The 19,242-nt window shown below is 67.6% G+C and carries 18 protein-coding genes; 8 read left to right on the top strand and 10 right to left on the bottom strand.

The window, feature by feature from the left end; genetic code table 11:
* Positions 1-60: 60 nt before the first annotated feature.
* The 3 genes from AC2D9V_RS03085 to ubiA form a co-directional block, all read right to left on the bottom strand.
* Complete coding sequence (locus tag AC2D9V_RS03085; protein ID WP_484712566.1) at positions 61-390, bottom strand: hypothetical protein; 330 nt, start codon at positions 388-390, stop codon at positions 61-63.
* Positions 387-2,516 (bottom strand): OmpA family protein, encoded by a 2,130-nt coding sequence (locus AC2D9V_RS03080; RefSeq protein ID WP_484712565.1) that lies wholly within the window; start codon positions 2,514-2,516, stop codon positions 387-389. The genes AC2D9V_RS03085 and AC2D9V_RS03080 overlap by 4 nt, the downstream gene beginning before the upstream one ends.
* A 70-nt stretch (positions 2,517-2,586) precedes the next feature.
* Positions 2,587-3,561 (bottom strand): 4-hydroxybenzoate octaprenyltransferase, encoded by a 975-nt coding sequence (gene ubiA, locus AC2D9V_RS03075; protein WP_484713394.1) that lies wholly within the window; start codon positions 3,559-3,561, stop codon positions 2,587-2,589.
* A 12-nt stretch (positions 3,562-3,573) separates the two neighbouring features.
* Between ubiA and AC2D9V_RS03070 the strand changes: the two genes are divergently transcribed.
* The 3 genes from AC2D9V_RS03070 (at position 3,574) to AC2D9V_RS03060 (ending at position 6,418) form a co-directional block, all read left to right on the top strand.
* On the top strand, positions 3,574-4,302 hold the full coding sequence (locus AC2D9V_RS03070) for a 16S rRNA (uracil(1498)-N(3))-methyltransferase (protein ID WP_484712564.1): 729 nt from the start codon (positions 3,574-3,576) through the stop codon (positions 4,300-4,302).
* The gene (locus AC2D9V_RS03065; protein ID WP_484712563.1) at positions 4,299-4,847 is read left to right on the top strand and encodes a hypothetical protein; all 549 of its coding nucleotides are present in this window, start codon (positions 4,299-4,301) and stop codon (positions 4,845-4,847) included. Before AC2D9V_RS03070 ends, AC2D9V_RS03065 begins: the two co-directional genes overlap by 4 nt.
* 224 nt (positions 4,848-5,071) lie before the next feature.
* A complete protein-coding gene (locus AC2D9V_RS03060; RefSeq protein ID WP_484712562.1) occupies positions 5,072-6,418 on the top strand; it encodes a glutamate--cysteine ligase in 1,347 nt (448 codons plus the stop codon).
* Positions 6,419-6,442: 24 nt separating this feature from the next.
* On the opposite strand, the gene plsY is transcribed toward AC2D9V_RS03060, so the two are convergent.
* The 6 genes from plsY to AC2D9V_RS03030 form a co-directional block, all read right to left on the bottom strand.
* Positions 6,443-7,075, bottom strand: a complete 633-nt coding sequence (gene plsY, locus AC2D9V_RS03055) for a glycerol-3-phosphate 1-O-acyltransferase PlsY (protein WP_484712561.1) — start codon at positions 7,073-7,075, stop codon at positions 6,443-6,445.
* Positions 7,076-7,078: 3 nt separating this feature from the next.
* Positions 7,079-8,353: a dihydroorotase gene (gene pyrC / locus AC2D9V_RS03050; RefSeq protein ID WP_484712560.1), complete on the bottom strand. Its 1,275-nt coding sequence runs from the start codon at positions 8,351-8,353 to the stop codon at positions 7,079-7,081.
* Entirely contained in the window at positions 8,350-8,868 is a 519-nt protein-coding gene (locus tag AC2D9V_RS03045) for a hypothetical protein (RefSeq protein WP_484712559.1), read from the bottom strand. Before AC2D9V_RS03045 ends, pyrC begins: the two co-directional genes overlap by 4 nt.
* Positions 8,865-9,332, bottom strand: a complete 468-nt coding sequence (locus AC2D9V_RS03040) for a hypothetical protein (protein ID WP_484712558.1) — start codon at positions 9,330-9,332, stop codon at positions 8,865-8,867. The genes AC2D9V_RS03045 and AC2D9V_RS03040 overlap by 4 nt, the downstream gene beginning before the upstream one ends.
* 115 nt (positions 9,333-9,447) lie before the next feature.
* Entirely contained in the window at positions 9,448-10,023 is a 576-nt protein-coding gene (locus AC2D9V_RS03035) for a hypothetical protein (protein ID WP_484712557.1), read from the bottom strand.
* Positions 10,020-10,982, bottom strand: coding sequence for an aspartate carbamoyltransferase catalytic subunit (locus tag AC2D9V_RS03030; RefSeq protein ID WP_484712556.1), 963 nt, complete (start codon positions 10,980-10,982; stop codon positions 10,020-10,022). Before AC2D9V_RS03030 ends, AC2D9V_RS03035 begins: the two co-directional genes overlap by 4 nt.
* A gap of 322 nt (positions 10,983-11,304) precedes the next feature.
* On the opposite strand from AC2D9V_RS03030, the gene AC2D9V_RS03025 reads away from it, so the two are divergent.
* The 4 genes from AC2D9V_RS03025 to AC2D9V_RS03010 all read left to right on the top strand — a co-directional run bounded on the left by AC2D9V_RS03025 (position 11,305) and on the right by AC2D9V_RS03010 (position 17,458).
* The gene (locus AC2D9V_RS03025) at positions 11,305-12,090 is read left to right on the top strand and encodes a uracil-DNA glycosylase (RefSeq protein ID WP_484712555.1); all 786 of its coding nucleotides are present in this window, start codon (positions 11,305-11,307) and stop codon (positions 12,088-12,090) included.
* Positions 12,091-12,151: 61 nt separating this feature from the next.
* The gene (gene moaB, locus AC2D9V_RS03020) at positions 12,152-12,694 is read left to right on the top strand and encodes a molybdenum cofactor biosynthesis protein B (protein WP_484712554.1); all 543 of its coding nucleotides are present in this window, start codon (positions 12,152-12,154) and stop codon (positions 12,692-12,694) included.
* A gap of 86 nt (positions 12,695-12,780) precedes the next feature.
* Positions 12,781-14,097: an efflux RND transporter periplasmic adaptor subunit gene (locus AC2D9V_RS03015; protein ID WP_484712553.1), complete on the top strand. Its 1,317-nt coding sequence runs from the start codon at positions 12,781-12,783 to the stop codon at positions 14,095-14,097.
* A gap of 1 nt (position 14,098) precedes the next feature.
* Positions 14,099-17,458 (top strand): efflux RND transporter permease subunit, encoded by a 3,360-nt coding sequence (locus AC2D9V_RS03010; protein ID WP_484712552.1) that lies wholly within the window; start codon positions 14,099-14,101, stop codon positions 17,456-17,458.
* On the opposite strand, the gene AC2D9V_RS03005 is transcribed toward AC2D9V_RS03010, so the two are convergent.
* Complete coding sequence (locus tag AC2D9V_RS03005; protein WP_484712551.1) at positions 17,455-18,252, bottom strand: protein-disulfide reductase DsbD domain-containing protein; 798 nt, start codon at positions 18,250-18,252, stop codon at positions 17,455-17,457. The two genes, AC2D9V_RS03010 and AC2D9V_RS03005, sit on opposite strands and share 4 nt — an antisense overlap.
* Before the next feature lie 122 nt (positions 18,253-18,374).
* On the opposite strand from AC2D9V_RS03005, the gene AC2D9V_RS03000 reads away from it, so the two are divergent.
* Positions 18,375-18,929 carry a YqgE/AlgH family protein gene (locus tag AC2D9V_RS03000; protein WP_484712550.1) on the top strand — a complete coding sequence of 185 codons (555 nt, stop codon included), beginning with the start codon at positions 18,375-18,377 and terminating at the stop codon, positions 18,927-18,929.
* The last annotated feature ends 313 nt before the right edge of the window (positions 18,930-19,242 follow it).

The raw sequence follows: 19,242 nt of genomic DNA, 5'->3' as shown, positions 1-19,242 counted from the left end.
AGAACCCCTGACCGGAGCCTACAAAGGCTCCGGCGCGATTTCTTCGAAGAAATCGGCTTATCAGCCGTTCGCCTGCATCCGATCGATGTAGGACCGCATTTCCTCGGCCTCATGCCGCGCGTCCCGCAAGCCTTCCATCGCCGCCTTCAGCTCGGCCTCGGTCTGGTTGATCTGGGTGATCAGCTCGGACTCGCGCTGTTCAAGATAGGCCAGCGCCTGGTCGCGCAGTTCTTCCGCCTCATGCAGCGACTGCGCCAGCCTGTCCATCTCCGCCATGTCGCCACCCTGCACCCGGGTAAAGCGGTGCAGAAGCCAATGGGTGAACCAGCCAAGCGCGAAGGCAAGCAGCAGGATGATGGCGGTGGCGATGACGAATTCGGTGCGGTTCATGGATTTCCTTCGGCCTCAAGGTCTTCGGGCCGTGGCAAGGGTCGTATCGTCTTTTCCGTCGGCGCGACAGAGGGGCTGGTATCGCCCGAGAAATCCGGGGCTGCCGCAGGCGTCGCCGCGCCAGCTTCCGGGGCGCTCTCAGCCGCAGCCACGCGCTGCGTCGCGGCCTCGGTGGCGGCAGCATCGGTGCCAGCGGCTGGGGTCGCAGCCGGCACTTCCGTTTCGGCCGGAACGGCACCCGCAACCGTGTCAGCAGCGACGGGTGCCGCCTCTGCGGCACCTTCCGCCCCCTTGACCCCTTTCAGCACGAACTCGATACGCCGGTTGGCCTCCCGGCCCTCTTCGGTTCCGTTGTCGGCGATCGGCATCTCTTCGCCGTAACCCACGGCATTCATCCCCGAGATGTCCACCCGCCGGCCCTGGAGTGCCAGAAGCACTGCCTCGGCCCGGGCCTGGCTCAGAGCCTTGTTCCCGCCTTCCGACCCCTGGGCATCGGTGTGGCCGGAGATTTCCATCTTGATCGGCGGGCAGGCCACAAGGATCTCGGCCAGCGCGTCCAGCACCGGGCGTGCGTCCGTGGCCAGCTCTGCCGAGGCCGGGGTGAAGGTGATCTTCTTCTGCGCGATCACCGCGTTCACATCCGCCACGCATTCCTCGGGCGTCGGCAGCGAGGCGATGGGGTCCAGCGCCTCGTCATAGCGCACGTTGACCCGGAAGGTCTGCCCCGGCCCCAGCCGGCCCGACAGGATCTGTGTGATCCGGCTCCGCGTGTCCTGCGAGCCGGTCACACCCGTCACCTCGACCGTATCGGCCCGGACGAGAAGCGAGCCCTCCTCGACCTCGGCCAGGGCCTCGATCCCGGCGAAGACCCGCACCGGCCAGCCGTCCGGCAGGGCGGCGTCGGTCCGTGTCGCCATCAGCACCTCGGCCCCCTCGAAGGCCGCGCGGGCGAAGGCATCAACCGCCTGCCGCTGCAGGTCATCCGTAAGGCGGCCGCGCAATTCGACCTTGCCTGCCGACGAGAGCGTCGCCGTGAACTCTGCCGGGCCCTGGACCGCCGTCTCGGCCTTTTCCAGCGTCGAGGTCAGCGAAAAGGCGTCCGGCAGCCCGGTCTCAAGCTCTCCCACCACTTTGTCGAAAGCGGCCTGGCTGACCGTGCTTCCCGCCAGAAGCGTCACATCCCCGTCCGAGAAGGTGATCGTCGCCGATCCAAGCTCGGCCACCGCGCGAATGCCAAGGACCACCCCGTCCGCCCAGCGGGGGGTCGGCGTGCCCAGCCCGATGGTGCAGATCGGCCGCCCCGTCATCCCCGCAGCCGTGGCGGCCGCAATGATCCGCGCCTGCGCCCGTTCGGTATCCGCCGAGCAGCTGTCAAACCGCGCGCCTTCGCCGTCGACCACGAAACGCAAGGTGAAGGGCGTGATCACCGGCCGCGGGGCCGAGATGTCCATGACAAGCTCGACTCCCGAAGGAGCGATTGCCCGCAGATCGCTCTCCAGCCGCCGCTTCTGCGCCAGGCTGTCGGAAATCGCCGTCACCTCGACGCGCCCCGCCCCGACCGAGATCTTCGATCGCGGCAGCCGTCGCAACGCCTCAAGCCCGAAAGTCAGGGCCTCGTCCCAGGTCTCGGGGGCCGGGTGGCCCGCCGTCTCAAGCATGTTCGTCAGTTCGGTCTCCGGCATGATCGCCGCCGCCGCCTCGGCCAGCGAGACGCGGGTCAGGCTTTCCTCGCCCGCCGCCTCCGGCATCAGGCCGATCAGCTGCACGCCATCATCCGTCCGCAGCATCTGGACCGAGAAATCCGGTGCCTTGATCGCGGATGCCGGGGTCACGTCAAGGCCATCGCGGATGCGCGAGCTGTCGACCAGCCCGCCCACCAGGTTCACCGCCCGGAACCGCGCCACCTCGGTCGGGGCCGTACCGCTCAGCTGCACCTGCAGACCATCCGCATGCACTGAGATCCAGTCTACCCCCTGCTCGGCCAGCCGGTCGCTCACCACCTGCTTCGTTCGCGCCTCGATCACCAGGGCCGAACCATAGGCCACGACGACCATCAGCATGGCCGCAAGAATGAACGCCAGCAGCGCAAGCGTGGTAGCGGACAGGCGACGCAGGAACTTGGTCAAGGGCAGGCTTTCCGGGCGACTCGGCACATCCTTGGTGCCCTGCGCTTCCTAGGGGTTCGGGCGTCCGGGTTCAACCAAGCCAGGCCGCAACGGCAAGAAACGGCACAGGGATCAGTCCGGCATCCCGGTTCGACCGGAAGACGGCCATGCATGACGCCGGGTCATCAAGGTCCAGCCGGCTCATCTGCCACTGGATGTGCCACCCCATCGCCCAGACCCCTCCAAGCGCCACGACCAGCGCCAGTACCCGGCCTTCGCCGGCATGGGCGCTAACCACGGCGGCGGCGAAGAAGAGAAGCGTCAGGGCGAAGAACCCCCAAAGCCAGCGCCGGCTGTTCTCTCCGAACAGCCGTGCGGTCGACTTCACCCCGATCAGCGCATCATCCTCGCGGTCCTGGTGGGCATAGATCGTGTCGTAGTAAAGCGTCCAGGCGATCCCGGCGGCGTATAGCAGGACCGCCGCCACGGGCACCTCGCCCGCATGGGCGGCCCAGGCCAGCAGCGCGCCCCAGTTGAACGCAAGCCCCAGAAAGACCTGCGGCCACCAGGTGAACCGCTTGGCGAAGGGATAGACCGCGACCAGCGCCAGCGAGGCGACGCCCAGGCCGATGGCCAGCCAGTTGTAGGTGAACAGGATCCCCGCAGCCAGAAGCGCCTGCACCACCATCCAGACCAGCGCCCCCCTGACCGTGACCTGACCCGAGGGGATCGGGCGGCTGCGCGTCCGCGCAACCTCGGCGTCGAAGTCGCGGTCGGTGATGTCGTTCCAGGTGCAGCCCGCGCCGCGCATGAGGAAGGCCCCGATGGCGCAAGAGACGACCAGCCACAGATCCCAGGGCCGGAACCCCGACACCCCGCCCGCTAACGCGATCGCCCAGAGGCAGGGGATGAGAAGAAGCCAGGTCCCGATCGGCCGGTCCGCCCGGCTCAGCCGCAGATAGGGCCGCGTCGCAGGGGGGGCGAAACGGTCCACCCAGTTCCCTTTCGGCGCATCGGCGACCACGCCCGCCGGTTCGGCCTCTGGAATTTGCGACGGCGGGGTCATAGGGTCACGCTCATGTCCGGGATCAGGCTTCATGTAGACCACCCTCTGGCCACGGGGCAAGCCGTGCCCCTGACGCCGGATCAGGCGCATTACCTCACCGGGGTCATGCGGCTGGCCGTCGGCGCCCCGGTGCATCTCTTCAACGGGCGTGACGGGGAATGGCGGGCCAGCCTGACCGTAGCCGGCAAGCGCGGCGCCATCGCCACCTGCGAGGCCCAGACCCGGCCGCTCGTGCTGCCGCCCGACCTCTGGCTTCTCTTCGCACCGGTCAAGAAGGCCAGGACCGACTTCATCGTCGAAAAGGCGGTGGAGCTTGGTGTTGCCCGGATCCTGCCGGTGCAGACCCGCCACACCAACTCCGAACGCATCCGGCAGGACCGCCTCCAGGCCCATGCCGTCGAGGCCGCCGAGCAATGCGGCGCCACCTTCGTCCCCCCGGTCGCCGACCTTGCCCCCCTCGACCGCGTGCTCCGCGACTGGCCCGAAGGCCGCGCGCTCCTCTGGTGCGACGAGGCGTCGGTGAGAACGGAAGGCCCCGAGGCAACCTACTCCCCGCTGCCCCCCGCCCCCGCCGCCATCCTCATCGGCCCGGAAGGCGGCTTCTCGGTCGAAGAAGCCCAACGCCTCCGCACCCGCCCAGGCGTCACTGCCCTGTCGCTCGGCCCCCGCATCCTGCGCGCCGACACGGCAGCGGTCGCGGCGATCACCCTCTGGCAGGCAGCCCGCGGGGACTGGCGGTGAGCTTCTTCCGCCCCGAGATCACCCAAGGCCTAACCCGCTGGCGCGAAGTCATCGCGGCGGGTGCGGGCGCGGCGCTTGGCCTCTGGCTGATCTTCCGCCCCGGCTTTGTCCTCCCCGGCATTGGGCTTGTCCTGACCCTTTTCTCCCTCAGCTGGGCCGCCGTCGCCGTCCGTCGCCTGCGCTTCCGCCAGCCGGGCGAGGCCCCGGGGATCGTCCGCGTGACCGAGGCGCAGATCGCCTACATGGGTCCCCGGATCGGCGGTTTCGTCGGTCTGCCCGACCTGACCGAGCTTCGCCTTCTCACCCATCGCGGCCACCGGGTCTGGAAACTGCGCGCTGCGACCGGCGAGGTCTTGCACATCCCGGTCGAGGCGGACGGGGCCGATGCGCTTTACGACGCCTTCGCCGGACTGCCCGGTATGGACACGTCTGCCCTGGTCGCGGCCCTGGGGACCGAGGCCCCCACCGACAGCAAGGTCGTCGCGCTGAACACGGCCGACCGCCTGATCTGGACGCGCAAGGGGGCCGGGATCGTCAGCCGCTGACCCGAAGCCCGCGCCCAAGGCCGGAACCGCGCACCGGGCAGCGTGGACAGAGGTTAAGAAACGATGAATCAGAAACTTCAAGTATTTGATATATAAAGACTTTAAAAGTTTGACCGCTGTGGTCACTCCCCGCCCCCCTTGACTTCAACCGCGCCCCAAGACACGTCTTGGCGCCCGACCCCGAAAGGTCGGCCAAGACCCGCCAGCCCCGGAGCCTGCTTTTCATGTCGATCCCTCAGTCCGGCGGCGGACCCATCGAAAGCTTCGACCAGCTCGCCGCCTATATGGAGGCCGGCTGCAAGCCGAAGGACCGCTGGCGGATCGGGGCCGAGCATGAGAAATTCGGCTGGCTGACCGACAGCCGCCTGCCGCTTCCCTACGCCGGCCCCCGCTCGATCTCGGCCATCTTCGATGGCCTTGCCGCCCGCTACGGCTGGCAACCCCTCCGCGAGGGCGAGAACGTCATCGGTCTCACCCGCGACGGAGCCAACATCAGCCTTGAACCCGGTGGCCAGTTCGAGCTTTCGGGCGCGCCCCTCGCCAGCGCCCTCGATGTGGCGGCCGAACTGCAGACCCACCTCGACGAGGTCCGCACGATCGCCGACCCGATGGGCGTCCGCTTCATGGGGATCGGCGCCCCGCCGGAATGGACGCATGATCAGATGCCGGTCATGCCCAAGGGCCGCTACCGGCTGATGACCGATTATATGGGCCGCGTCGGCACCCATGGCACGCAGATGATGTACCGCACCGCGACGGTGCAGGTGAACCTTGACTACGCCTCCGAGGCCGACTTCGTGAAGAAGCTGCGGGTCGCCCTCGCCCTCCAGCCCGTCGCCACCGCGCTCTTCGCCTCCTCGCCCTTCTTCGAGGGCAAGCCCAATGGTCACCGCAGCTGGCGCAGCCGGATCTGGCGTGGGCTGGATGACAGCAGGACCGGCATGCTCCCCTTCGCCTTCGACGAGGGGATGGGATTTCAGGCCTACGTCGACTGGGTGCTCGACGTGCCCATGTACTTCGTCTACCGCGACGGCAAGTACATCAACGCCCTCGGCCAAAGCTTCCGTGATTTCCTGAAAGGCCAGCTTCCGGCCCTTCCCGGTGAAAAGCCCACGCTCTCCGACTGGGCCGACCACATGACCACCGTTTTCCCCGAGGCGCGGGCGAAGAAGTTCATCGAGATGCGCGGGGCCGATTGCGGGGATCAGGCGCATATCGCCGCCCTCCCGGCCTTCTGGGTCGGGCTCATGTACGACCAGACCGCGCTTGATGCGGCATGGGACCTTGTGAAGGGTCTGGACGCCGAAACCCGCGAAGGGCTGCGGGTCGCGGCCTCGGTCTCGGCCCTGCAGGGTGAGGCGGGGGGCGTCCGGCTTCACGACCTCGCCCGCGCGGCGGTCGGGCTGTCACATGCGGGCCTCGCGGCAAGGGGCCTTGGCGAAGAGAGGCTCCTGTCGCCTCTGGTGGAAGGTGTGAAGTCCGGCAAGGTGCAGGCGGACCGCTGGCTTGATCTCTATAACGGACCCTGGCGTCACGACCTCACGCCGCTTTACGCAGCCGCTTCTCTCTAGGGCCAATCGCCCGCCGGAGCGGCATCAAGGGGCATTTCCCGTATCGGCAGGTTTCTTCTCGCCGATCCTCGGCTCGGTCCCGGCCTTGATCCGCTTCAGGTTCCCGGCATGCCGGATGTAGACAAGGATGGTCAGGATGACGACCAGGAACAGCATCCGTCCCTCGTTCAGAAGCACCAGCCAAAGCGAACTTGTTGCCGCGCTGGCCAGCGCGGCAACCGACGAAATGCGAAGCACAAGGGCCGTAACCAGCCATGTGGCACAGGCCGCAAGACCAACAGGCCACGACAAGGCGATCAGGATGCCAAGGAAGGTCGCCACGCCCTTTCCGCCCCGGAATCGCAGCCAGACCGGAAAAAGATGCCCGAGGAACGCAAAAAGACCGGCCAGCTGTGCCGCATCCTCGCCCAGAAGCCAGCGTGCGATCAGCACCGCGATCCCGCCCTTGGCCGCGTCCAGGATCAGCGTCGCCAGCGCCGCGCCCTTGTTGCCGGTCCGAAGGACATTCGTCGCACCGATGTTGCCCGACCCGATCTGCCGCAGGTCCCCAAGGCCCATGGCCCGGGTTATGACAAGGCCGAAGGGGATCGAGCCGAGGAGGTAGGCCAAGAGGGCCGTTACTGCCAGAAGCATCGGATCGGTGGTGATTTCAGGCATGTATCAGGCGTCCGCTTGGAAGACCTGCGTCCCGGCGACGAAGGTGGCAAGCACCTTACCCTCCATCCGGGCGCCGTCAAACGGGGTGTTCTTGGACTTGGACCGGAGCTTGAAGCGGTCCATCAGGAAGGGCGCGTCGGGGTCGAAAAGGACAAGGTCCGCCGGCGCGCCCGCCGTCAGGCGCCCCTGCGGCAGGCCAAGGCGGCTGGCCGGGTTCAGCGCCATGGCGCGGAACAGGGCGGGCAGGCTGAGGTGCCCGGCGTGGTAGAGGCGCATCGCGGCGGGAAGGAAGGTTTCCAGCGCCACCGCTCCCGGGGCGGCCTCTTCGAAGGGCAGGCGCTTCGATTCCTCATCCGCCGGGGTGTGCATGGAGCTGATGATGTCGATCGTCCCTTCGGCCACTGCGGCCACGATGGCCAGCCGGTCCTGTTCCGACCGAAGTGGCGGGGTCAGCTTGAAGAAGGTGCGGTAGTCGCCGACGTCGAATTCGTTCAGCGTCAGGTGATGGATCGAGGTCCCCGCCGTGACATCCAGCCCGGCGGCCTTGGCCCGGGCCAGCGCAGGCAGCGCCTTGGCCGTGGTGATCTGGTCGGCGTGGTAGCGGACCCCCGTCATCTCGACCAGGGCAAGGTCGCGCTCCAGCCCCATCCGCTCTGCCATCGGCGAAACCGCTGGAATCCCGCGCAGGCTGGCGAACTTTCCGCTGGTCGCCGCAGCCCCGGCAGAGAGTCCGGGGTCCTGCGGGTGGCCCACGACTAAGGCACCCAGCGATTTCGCATAGGCCATGGCGCGGGTGATTGCCTTGGCCTCGGTCGAAACGTGGAAGACATCGGTAAACGCAATCGCCCCGGCATCGCGCAGAAAGCCGATCTCGGTCATCTCGGCCCCCGCGCGGCCCTTGGTCAGCGCGGCCATGTGGCGGATGCGGACCGGGCTTTCGCTTGCCCGGCGGGTGACGAATTCCAGCGTCTCGGGCGTGTCGATGGCGGGCAGGGTGTCGGGCCGGGCGATGATCGTGGTCACGCCCCCCGCCGCCGCCGCCGCCCCGGCCGAGCCGAAGCTTTCACGGTGCCGCTCACCCGGTTCGCCGATCTTGACGCCAAGGTCGACTATCCCCGGTGCCAGGCACTTGCCGCCGCAGTCGATGACCGTCGCGCCTTTCGGCGCCGTACCGTCGCGCGCAAGGATCACGCCGGCCTTCACCGTCAGACTGCCGGTCGCATCGGTTCCGGCCTCGGGGTCGATCAGGCGGGCGTTGGTGAAGTGAAGCGTCGTCATGTCTGGCCCTGGATTTCCCTGATCCGGGCATAGACCGATCGTGCATCCTCGACCAGTTCAAACCCGACCCGAAAGCCGCTGTCGGTCGTGAAATACACCGACCCCGGCACGCCATCGACCAGCTCGACGACGGTGTCCTTGCCGATCGGATAGCTTCTGAGGTCACGTTTGCCGGCGATATCGGTCGCGATGAAGGCGCGGCGATCGGTCAGGGTGTAGAAGGTGCCGGACAAAGGGTCCTGCCGCTGCCTTGGTTGGCGTCGCAGCTCGCGGAAACCGATGTAGAGGAAGATCAGGCCAAAGAGCCAGATGACACCCCCGGCCTGCATGGCCTGGGCGATCCAGAAGATCGAGAAGGCGATGATCACGAAGGGCATGATCCGGTCGCGGCCCTTGCGGGCCACAGGGCCGGGACGGGGCGTGGGTTTGCCCTGCCAGAGGATCTGCTCGCCGGGGTCGAGGATACCCTCCCAGCCCTCTGGCACCGGCTCTGGCGGTTCGCGAAGATCGGTCATCGCGCACCATTCCGGGGCTTCCGTCCGGAGGCGGTGATCAGAAGGTAGGCGACGGCTGCGGGGTCCGGGAGATATTTCATCAGATGCCGGTCGCCGGTCGTGGTCGTGACCTGCACCGCGCCCAGGAAGGGCCGGGCGACCAGCAGCTGCGCCAGCGTCACCGACCGCCCGCCGGGGCCGAGAAGGCGGCGGTCGGTCAGTCGCCAGACCTCGGCCATCGCCTCGGACTGGACGAAGGCCGCGCGGGCGGCAATCGCCATGACCGCACCGACCGGCCCCATCACGGGAAACGGATTCTGCAGCCACATGAGCACCAGCCCCGCGCCGATCCCGAGGAGCACCGCCATGATCAGATGCGCGCGCCAGTAGACCTGACGGTCGGGGCGGAATTCCGTGACGACCTTCTCGCCCGGCTGAAGGTCGGCCGGGTGACCCATAACGCTGTCGGGTTCGATGCGGGCCATCAGGCGATCCAGACGAAGATGGTGGTGAAGAGTGCAAGAAAGATTAACACGACGGTCGCGACGATGCCGCCCATGCGGGCCTCGGACTTCGTGGGCTTGCGGTCGGGGTCGGGGGTCATGGTGTGGCCTTCGGCGCGGATTGAGCTTCTTCCCATGCCCGCGTGAGGTCTTCGAAGATCTTCGCGGAAGGAAGGCTATGTCCGGGATACCCGATCCTCATCCGTGACAGGTCGCGGCTGGTGAAAAACGCGGCAATGGTCCACGGCTCAGGCTTGAGGCGTCGGGCTTCCACTACTGGTCCAAGGGACATGGAACGTGCCATCCACCTCCAGACGAACGAACCACTTGCCGCAAAATCGAGCAGGACCGGTCGAGCAATTCCGGCAAGCCCCGCTTCCTCGATTTTCTTTTCACCGACAAATCGAATGAGCCGCCTTGCCGAGATGGCATAGCTGGTCCCACAGAGCCGGATCGCAAAGATAAATGCGGCAACTCCGCTGGCTCCAGAAAGGGACTGCAGCGTCCGATTATCGAAAGCGAAGGGAACCAAGACAAGAAAGCTTACGAAAGCCGGGGCCATAGCGAGGATGATACGTTTGCAAGCAGTAGGATCTGGCCTGGGGATGTAGCAGACAAGCTTCTCATCCTTGTCCAGTGCGTCCGAAACGTATGGCGGCAGGCCGTCGCTCACGCCATCATCCCCACGATCTTCCGCCCCCGTTCGGCCCGGAGGTTCCGGGCGAGGAGGTCCATGCAGGCCATGCGGACGGCGACGCCCATCTCCACCTGGTCCTGGATCACGCTGCGGTTGATGTCGTCGGCGAGATCCCCGTCGATCTCCACCCCCCGGTTCATGGGCCCCGGGTGCATGACGATGGCATCCGGGGCGGCGTAGGCCAGCTTCTCGGCGTCCAGCCCGTAGCGGTGGTAGTATTCGCGTTCCGACGGGATGAAGCCGCCGTCCATCCGTTCCTTCTGCAGGCGCAGCATCATCACCACGTCGGCACCCTTCAGGCCCTCGGACATGTCGTCGAAGAGCTCGCACCCGAAGTCCTCGACGCCCGAAGGCATCAGCGTGGGCGGGGCGATCAGGCGCAGGCGGTTCTCCATTTTTCCCAAGAGAATCAGGTTGCTGCGGGCGACGCGGGAATGGGCGATGTCGCCGCAGATGGCGATGGTCAGGCGTTGCAGACGGCCCTTGGCGCGGCGGATGGTGAGGGCATCGAGAAGCGCCTGCGTGGGGTGTTCGTGCCGCCCGTCGCCGGCGTTCAGGACGGCGCAATCCACCTTCTGCGCCAGAAGGTTGACCGCGCCGGAGGACCCATGCCGCACAACCAGAAGGTCCGGGTGCATCGCGTTCAGCGTCATCGCGGTGTCGATCAGGGTTTCCCCCTTCTTCACCGAGGAATTCGCGACCGACATGTTCATCACATCGGCCCCAAGGCGCTTGCCGGCGAGTTCGAAGCTGGACTGCGTTCTTGTTGAATTCTCGAAGAAAAGGTTGATCTGCGTCATCCCCGCCAGCACGTCGGACTGCTTCACCGTCCGGCGGTTGAGGTCGACATAGCGTTCGGCAAGGTCGAGGACCGTGGTGATCTCCAGCGGTGAAAGCTGTTCGATCCCCAGAAGGTGGCGGGCGCGGAAGGCCATGGGCGGGTCCCCTTCGATTTCCCCCTCTATGGCAAAGCGCGGGGGACGGGGCAAGCGTCGGGGTCGGTTAAGGAAGGGTGAAGGCTGTCCGTGAGCTGCATTCGGGGCGGGGTGGCGTGATGGGGACCAAGCCCTTGGGAACGCTGCATTAAGGCGGCGAGGCCGGTCGGTTCCCGCTGTCTTGAAAGTGTCTTCCTTCTGTCTTCCTTCCGTCTCTACGCCCGGAGGCGCGACGGTCCCCTAACCACGTATGGCGAATCGGCATGGCGCGCCGGGCGGAAGGCTCTGGTCGCGGGCGTGGTCCGGGCTTACCTTTCCCGTCATGGGAATCGCCGCCGATATTGCCGAGGACTGGCACGCCGCCCTTGCCGCGCTGGGCTGGCAGGTCGATGCCGGGGTGGACGAGGTGATCGGGGACGGCCCGGTCAACCGCTATGACCTTGCGGCGGAACCGGCCAGACCTGCGGCCGCGCCTCGTCCGGCCGAGGTTCCGGCAGCGGCTGCTGCCGATCCGGTTGCGGTCGCGAAGGCGCTGGCGGGGCAGGCGCAAACGCTGCCCGACCTGCAGGCCGCCCTTGCCGGGTTTGACCTCTGCGAGCTGAAGAAGGGCGCGCGAAACCTCGTTTTTGCCGATGGCAACCCGGCCGCCCGCGTGCTGGTCCTTGGCGAGGCTCCAGGGGCAGAGGAGGACCGCGAGGGGCGGCCCTTCGTCGGCCGCGCCGGGCAGCTGCTGGACCGGATGTTCGCCGCCATCGGGCTTTCGCGGACCTCGCCAGACCCGGCGCAGGCGCTTTACATCACCAACGTCATGCCGTGGCGCCCCCCCGGCAACCGCGACCCGGAGCCGGCGGAGATTGCCATGATGCAGCCGTTCGTCGAGCGCCACATCGCGCTTGCGGACCCCGAGGTGATCGTGGTGATGGGCAACACACCGCTTTTCGCGCTGACCGGGGGCCGGGGCATCCTGCGGGCGCGGGGGACGTGGATGCAGGCGCTGGGCAAGCCCCTGTTGCCGATGACGCATCCGGCGTATCTCTTGCGCAATCCGGCGGCCAAGCGCGAGGCTTGGGCGGACTTGCTGGGCCTGCAGGCAAAGCTGCGGGGATGAACCGGGGCTTCGATTTTTCGACGAAAGATCGGGGCGATATCTGAAAGGGCGATGCCTTCCCATGTCCAGGATCGACGACACCCTGCCCTTCCACCCGGTCCGCATCGCGGTGCTGACCGTCAGCGACACCCGGACGCCGGACACGGACCGTTCCGGCGATACGCTGGTCGAGCGGCTGACGGCGGCGGGGCATGTGCTGGCGGCGCGGGGGATCGTGCCGGATGATCGCGCGGTCATCGCCGCCCGCCTGCGGGAATGGATCGCCGACCCGGAGGTCGATGTGATCCTGACCACGGGCGGCACGGGCCTGACCGGGCGCGACGTGACGGTCGAGGCGCACCGGGACGTCTACGAGAAGGAGATCGAGGCCTTCGGAACGGTGTTCACCATCGTCTCGATGCAGAAGATCGGCACCTCGGCCGTGCAAAGCCGGGCCTGCGGCGGCGTGGCCGGGGGGACCTATCTTTTCGCCCTGCCCGGCAGCCCTGGCGCCTGCCGTGACGCCTGGGACGAAATCCTGGCCTTCCAGTTCGACAGCCGCCACCGGCCGTGCAACTTTGTCGAGATCATGCCGCGGCTCGAAGAACACCTGCGACGGAAATAGCCTGTGGCGCGTAACATCTGCGTAGGCGGGTGCCCTGCCGACTGGCGCGCGGGCCGGGATGAGCTAGGCTCGGTCCGGAGGTGGCCATGCGGTTTCTTGCACGCAGTCTGACGGGGCTTCTGCTTCTGGTCGTCACGCTGGCCCTTCTGGGCGCGGCGGCGATGGTCGTCGGCTCGGCGGTCCGGGAAAGCCTGGCCCCGGCGGGTCCTGCCCGTCCGACGGAAGAGCGGGTGGTTGCGGCGAACCTGCTGACGCTGACGCCGTCCGAGATCACGCCGCAGTATACTGCTTATGGCAGGGTCGAGGCGCGCCGGACGCTGGACCTGCAGTTGTCCGAGGCTGGGACGGTGATCTGGGTGGCCGAAGAGTTCCGCGATGGCGGCATTGTCGCCCCCGGCGACCGTCTTTTGGAACTCGATCCGGTCCCGGCCCGGGATGCGCTGGACCTTGCCCGGGCCGACCTGACCGAGGCCGAGGGAGCCGCCGCCGCCGCGGTGGCTGCCGTGGCTCTGGCCGAGGAAGACCTTGCCGTCGCCGAGGCGCAGACCGCGCTGCGCCAGCAGGCCCTGGAGCGGCAGGTCGACATCGACGCGCAAGGCGTGGGCTCGCCCCAAGCGGTGGAGACGGCGGAGCTGGAGGTCTCGGCCTCCAAGCAGGCAGAGCTGTCCCGCAAGCAGGCGCTGGCGCAGGCGCGGGAACGGGTGGACCAGACGGCGGCGGCCCTGACCCGCGCCCGCGTCGCCCTTGCCGAGGCAGAGCGGAAGCTTGCGGACATGGTTCTTCACGCCGGGATCGGCGGGCGGATCGAGGGTGTGTCGATCGTCCCCGGTGCCGTCGTCACGGCGAATGAGGAACTGGGGCGGATCATCGACCCGACCTCGCTGGAAGTCGCGATCCGGCTTTCGACCAGCCAGTATGCACGGCTTCTGGACGAGGCGGGCGACCTGCGCCCGCTGCCGGTCAGCGTGTCATTGCCGGGGCTGAGCGGGGCCACGCCCCTGCCGGGACAGCTGGACCGGGTGGGTGCTGCCGTGGGCGAGGGGCAGACCGGCCGGCTGATCTTTGCCGTGCTGGAGCCCGGCGCGGCAGAGACCGGGCTTCTGAAGCCCGGCGACTTTGTCGAGGTGACGGTCGAGGGTGCGCTTCTGACCGGCGCGGCGCTGATCCCGGCCACGGCGCTGGGGCGGCAGGGGACGGTCCTGGCACTCGGGGCCGAGGACCGGCTGGAGGAACAGCCGGTCGAGGTCCTGGGCCGGCAGGGGGACGACGTTATCATCGCCGTCGGCCCGCTTGCGGGGCGCGAGATCGTGGCGGAACGCTCGGCTTTCCTGGGCGAAGGCATCCGCATCCGCCCGATCCGGCCCGCTGCGGCCGCCGTGGCTGACCAGCCGGCAGACGGCTGAGATGGAGCTGATCCGCATCTTCGCGCGGCACCGGACGCTGGCCAACCTGCTGATGGTGCTGATGCTGGCCCTGGGCCTTGCCGCCGCGACCAACATGCGGGCGCAGTATTTCCCCGACGTTGTCCTGAACGAAGTCGATGTCACCGTCACCTGGGAAGGGGCCGGTCCCGACGAGGTGGACCGCGCCATCGTGCAGCTGGTGGAACCCGCGCTTCTGGCCGTGGACGGTGTGAACTGGGTGGGCTCGCGCGCAAGCGAGGGCCGGGCGGTCTTCGAGGTCTCGTTCGAGGCGAACCACGATATCGTGGTGGCCGAGACCGATGTGCAGGCTGCGGTCGATGCTCTGACGACGCTGCCGGAAGGGGCGGAAGAGCCTGTCGTGACCGCCTTCGCCTGGCGCGACCGGGTGACGGATGTGGTGATCACCGGCCCGGTGGGCGTGGACCAGCTGGCCCGCTTTGCCGACGAGTTCACCTTGCGGCTGTTCTCGGAAGGCATCAGCCGGGCGACGATCACCGGGATGGCCGATCCCGAGACGGTGGTCGAAGTGTCATCGGCGATGCTGATGCGCCACGACCTGACCATGGCCGAGGTGGCCGAGGCGATCGGGGCCGCCACCCGCGCCGCCCCGGCGGGTGAGCTTGGCGGAACCTCGCGGCTGCGGAGCGGGACCGAGACGCGAACGGTCGAGCGGATCGCCGCCATCGTCCTTCGGGCCGAAGCGGACGGGACCACGCTGACGGTGGGCGACATCGCCACGATCCGGGCGAACGAGGCAAATTCGGTGCGCGCGGCCTTTGTCGGCGACAACCCCGCCATGACCATCCGGGTCGACCGCGCCGATGACGGGGACGCCATCCGGATGCAGGCCACGGTTGCCCGCGTCGCCGCCGAGGTGCAGGCAAGCCTGCCGCCCGGCGTCACGATCGAGCTTGTCCGCACCCGGGCCGAACAGATCGGCGACCGGCTGGCGCTGCTTCTGGACAACGGCCTGACCGGGCTTGGGCTGGTGCTGGTCCTGCTGTTTCTCTTCCTCAATGCCCGCATCGCCTTCTGGGTCGCGGCCGGCATTCCCATTGCCATGATCTTCGCCCTTGCAGCGATGTGGGGCCTTGGGATGACGCTGAACATGATCTCGCTTTTCGCGCTGATCATCATGCTGGGGGTCGTGGTCGACGACGCGATCGTGGTCGGCGAACATGCCGATTTCCGGGCCCGGACCCTGGGCGAGCCGCCCGCCCTTGCCGCCGAGAACGGGGCGATCCGCATGGCCGCACCCGTGCTGGCATCGACCATAACCACGATCGTCGCCTTCCTGGGGCTTCTCGTCATCGGCGGCGGGTTCGGCGAGCTGATCGCGGCGATCCCGATCACGGTCGCGCTGGTTCTGGCGGCGTCCCTGATCGAGTGCTTCCTGATCCTGCCGAACCATCTGAAGGGCGCGCTGACGGCACGGAACGAGGACCGCTGGTACGACTGGCCGTCGCGCCAGGTGAACCGGGGCCTGGACTGGTTCCGCCGGGCCGTGATCCGTCCGGTGATGCGCTTTGTCCTGTTCGCCCGCTACCCGGTGTTGGCCGCAGCCGTGCTGGCCCTGGCATGGCAAGCCTCGCTTTTCCTGCGCGGCGATGTGCAGTTCCGTTTCTTCAGCCCGCCCGAGCAGGCCTCGGTCACCGGGTCCTTCGCGATGCTGCCCGGTGCGGACCGCGAGGACACGCTGGCCATGATGCGCGAATTGCAGCGGGCGGCCGATGTGGTCACGGCCCGTTTCGAGGCCGAGCATGGGCTGAACCCCGCGACCTTCATCCTTGCCGAGATCGGCGGCGGCGCGGGGCGCAGCCTCGCCAGCGCGGAAAGCAAGGGTCCGGACCTTGTCGGGTCGATCTCGATGGAGTTGATCAGTCCGGACCTGCGGCCTTATCCCACGTCCGCCTTCGTTGCGGCGCTGGAGGAAGAGGTGGTGCCCAATCCGCTTCTGGAAGAGATCAGCTTCCGCAATGCCTTCTTCGGCCCCGGTGGCGCGTCGCTGTCGGTCGATCTTTTCGGGGGCGAGGCCGAGACGCTGAAGGCCGCTGCCGAGGCGCTGAAGGCGGCCCTTGCCGGATACCCCGAGGTTTCGGGGCTGGAAGACAGCCTTGCCTATGACAAGGAAGAGCTGATCCTGTCGCTGACGCCGCAAGGCGAAAGCCTTGGCCTTGACGCCGCGGCTCTGGGCCGGGCCCTGCGCGACCGGCTGGGCGGGATCGAGGCCGCGACCTATCCCGATGGCCCGCGCCAGGCCTCGATCCGGGTGGAACTGCCCGAGGCCGAACTGACCGCCGATTTCCTGGAGCGGAGCCTCGTCCGTAGCGAAACCGGGGCCTATGTGCCGCTGGCCGACATCGTGACGGTCGAAAGCCGCGCAGGTTTTTCCACCATCGCCCGGGAGAACGGGTTGCGGACGGTGACCATAAGCGGCGACCTTGCCGAGGATGACCCTGCCCGCGCGGCCGAGGTGCAGCGCGCGCTGGTCGAAGAGATCCTGCCGCAGATTTCGGAAGACTACGGGCTTGGCTTCCGCCTCTCCGGCCAGGCCGCGGATGAACGCGAGTTCCTGGGCGGGGCAGTTGTGGCGCTGGGGCTTTGCCTTCTGGGCATCTACCTGACGCTGGCCTGGATCTTCGCGCATTGGACGCGCCCGCTGGTGGTCATGTCGGTCATTCCCTTCGGCCTGATCGGGGCGATCTGGGGCCATTGGGTGTGGGATATGCCGATGTCGGTTTTCTCGATCGTCGGACTGATCGGCATGGCCGGGATCATCGTGAACGATTCCATCGTGCTGGTCAGCACGGCGGATGAATATGCCCAGAAGCGCGGGCTTCACGCAGCCATAGTCGATGCGGTTTCCGACCGGTTCCGCCCGGTCCTTCTGACCACGTTGACCACTGTCCTTGGCCTTGCACCGCTGCTTTATGAGGGGAGTTCCCAGGCCGAGTTCCTGAAGCCCACGGTGATAACCCTGGTCTTCGGTTTGGGCTTCGGGATGGTGCTGGTCCTTCTGGTGGTGCCGGCGATCATGGTCGTACAGCACGATATCTCGCGCGCTTTCGCCTCGCTTCGCCGCGGTGTGAGGCGCGGTCCGAAGGGGGTCCGGACGATCCTTGGCCTTGCCGTGGCCGGGACGCTGCTGGTGGCGCTGCTGCTGCCGTTCCGGATGGCGGTGACCGGGACCCTGCCGGACTGGATGGCCGCGCTTGCCCCGGATCTTGCGCTGACCTCGCCCGGATTGGTCGCGGTGGCGGCTTTCGTTGCGGCGGGTCTGGTTCTTTGGTTGCTGGCGGTGCTGGCGACCGCCGTCAGCGTCCGTTCGGCGGGCCGTTAGGGCGCGGGGCAGCCCCGGACCTCGATGGCCGCCCCTTGCGCGAGGATCGTCAGCGTCAGGCCGGACCGGTCAAGCGCAAAGGGTGCGCCGCTGGGGGGGACAAGGTCGGTGACCGCGACAAGCTCGCCCGCCATCCGTTTTGCGACAGGCTCGGCCACCCAGACCTGGGGGTCTGCAGTCTCGACCGCGACGACCTCGGCGGTGCCGGGATCGGGCAGCTTCATCCGGGCGGTCAGCCGCAGGCCATCGGAAATCGGCTCCACCTGGCAGGCGACGAAGGTGACGCCCCCTTCGCGCGCGGTGGCGGCGCGGGCGGAAAGGGCTGCCTTGATCTCGGCATCCGGCGCGCCCGGTGCCACGAGGTCGGACCGGAGCGCGACTGACGCGGGCAGGCAGATGTCGTCGCAGACGCCAAGGTCCATCTTGAGCGACAGCGTCACCGGCTGCGTGGGGTCGATGGGCTGAACCTCGATCGGCAGAAGCAGGCGGTCATGGTAGCCGATGGTCTGCATCCCATTGGAATCAAAGACCGAAGGCGCCGGCCAATGGATGCGGACAGAGGCCACGTTTTGCGATCCCGACCAGTCGAAGCGAGGCGGGATGCCGGCGTCACCGGGGCTGCGCCAATAGGTCTTCCACCCCGGCGCCAGCGTCAGGTCGACCGCCGCCATATGCGACCCGTCCGACGTCTGCCAACCCGCCTTGAGGGACGCGGACAGGACATCCTCCTGCGTCGTGGCAAGGGCGGGACCGGAGGCGGCGAGGCTGGCAAGAAGGGAAAGGCGCAAGAGCATGGGGTGAAGATAGGGACCGGGGCCGGGGAAGGAAATCACGTTGCAGCGAAGTGCCGTGAGCGTGACCTTTCCGCCATGCTTTCCCGCTTGAGGCGGGGGGCGTCGCCGGGCATGCTGGGTTCATGGAGCTTGCCGGACAGATCCTGATCGCCATGCCCGGAATGGCCGACCCGCGCTTTGACCGCAGCGTGATCCTGGTCTGCGCCCATTCGGGTGAGGGATCGATGGGGTTGATCGTCAACAAGCCATTGGAAGACTTGAGTTTTTCCGGCCTTCTGGAGCATCTGAAGATCCCCCGCGCGCCCGACGGCCGCGACATACGCGTGCACCTTGGCGGGCCGGTGGAGCGGGGGCGGGGATTTGTCCTGCACTCGCCGGACTGGCAGGTTGGCCGGGGCACGATGGCGGTGCCGGGGGGCTTCGGGATGACCGCGACGACCGATATCCTTGAGGCGCTGGCGCAGGGCGAGGGGCCGGACAAGGCCTTGCTGGCGTTGGGATATTCCGGCTGGGGTCCGGGGCAGCTTGAGGCCGAGATCGCGCGGAACGACTGGCTGACCTCACCCGCGCCGGAGGGGTTGGTGTTCGGCGCTGATGACCGGGTGAAATGGTCGGCGGCGCTGCGGGGGATGGGGATTGATCCCTTGACGCTGAGTGCTGCGGCGGGGCGGGCCTGAGGGCTCGCCAAGGGACTCCAGGTAAGGGGTTGGGAACGCTGGGTTAATCCGGGGGATTTGAGCTCGGGTCGGGGTCTTTTGGGCGTCTTCCTTGTGTCTTCCTTTTGTCTCTACGCGCGTATGGGTGGTGGGGCGTTAACCTTGGGGGCGAATCGTGTCGTCGCCGAGAACTGTCAGATTTGCTTTGGGCAAATCTGACAGGAGGGGCAGGGGCGTGTGGGCAGTTTGACCAGCCTACGGGGTGCGGGGGTGCGCAATGAATGCGCACCCTACGGGAGTCGGGGCAAGCCCCGACCTACGGGTCACTCCCAGT

It is taken from the genome of Tabrizicola sp. T46 (genome assembly GCF_057219895.1).
The sequence above is the reverse complement of the archived record's forward strand: the minus strand, read 5'-3'. Positions and strand labels throughout refer to the sequence as shown.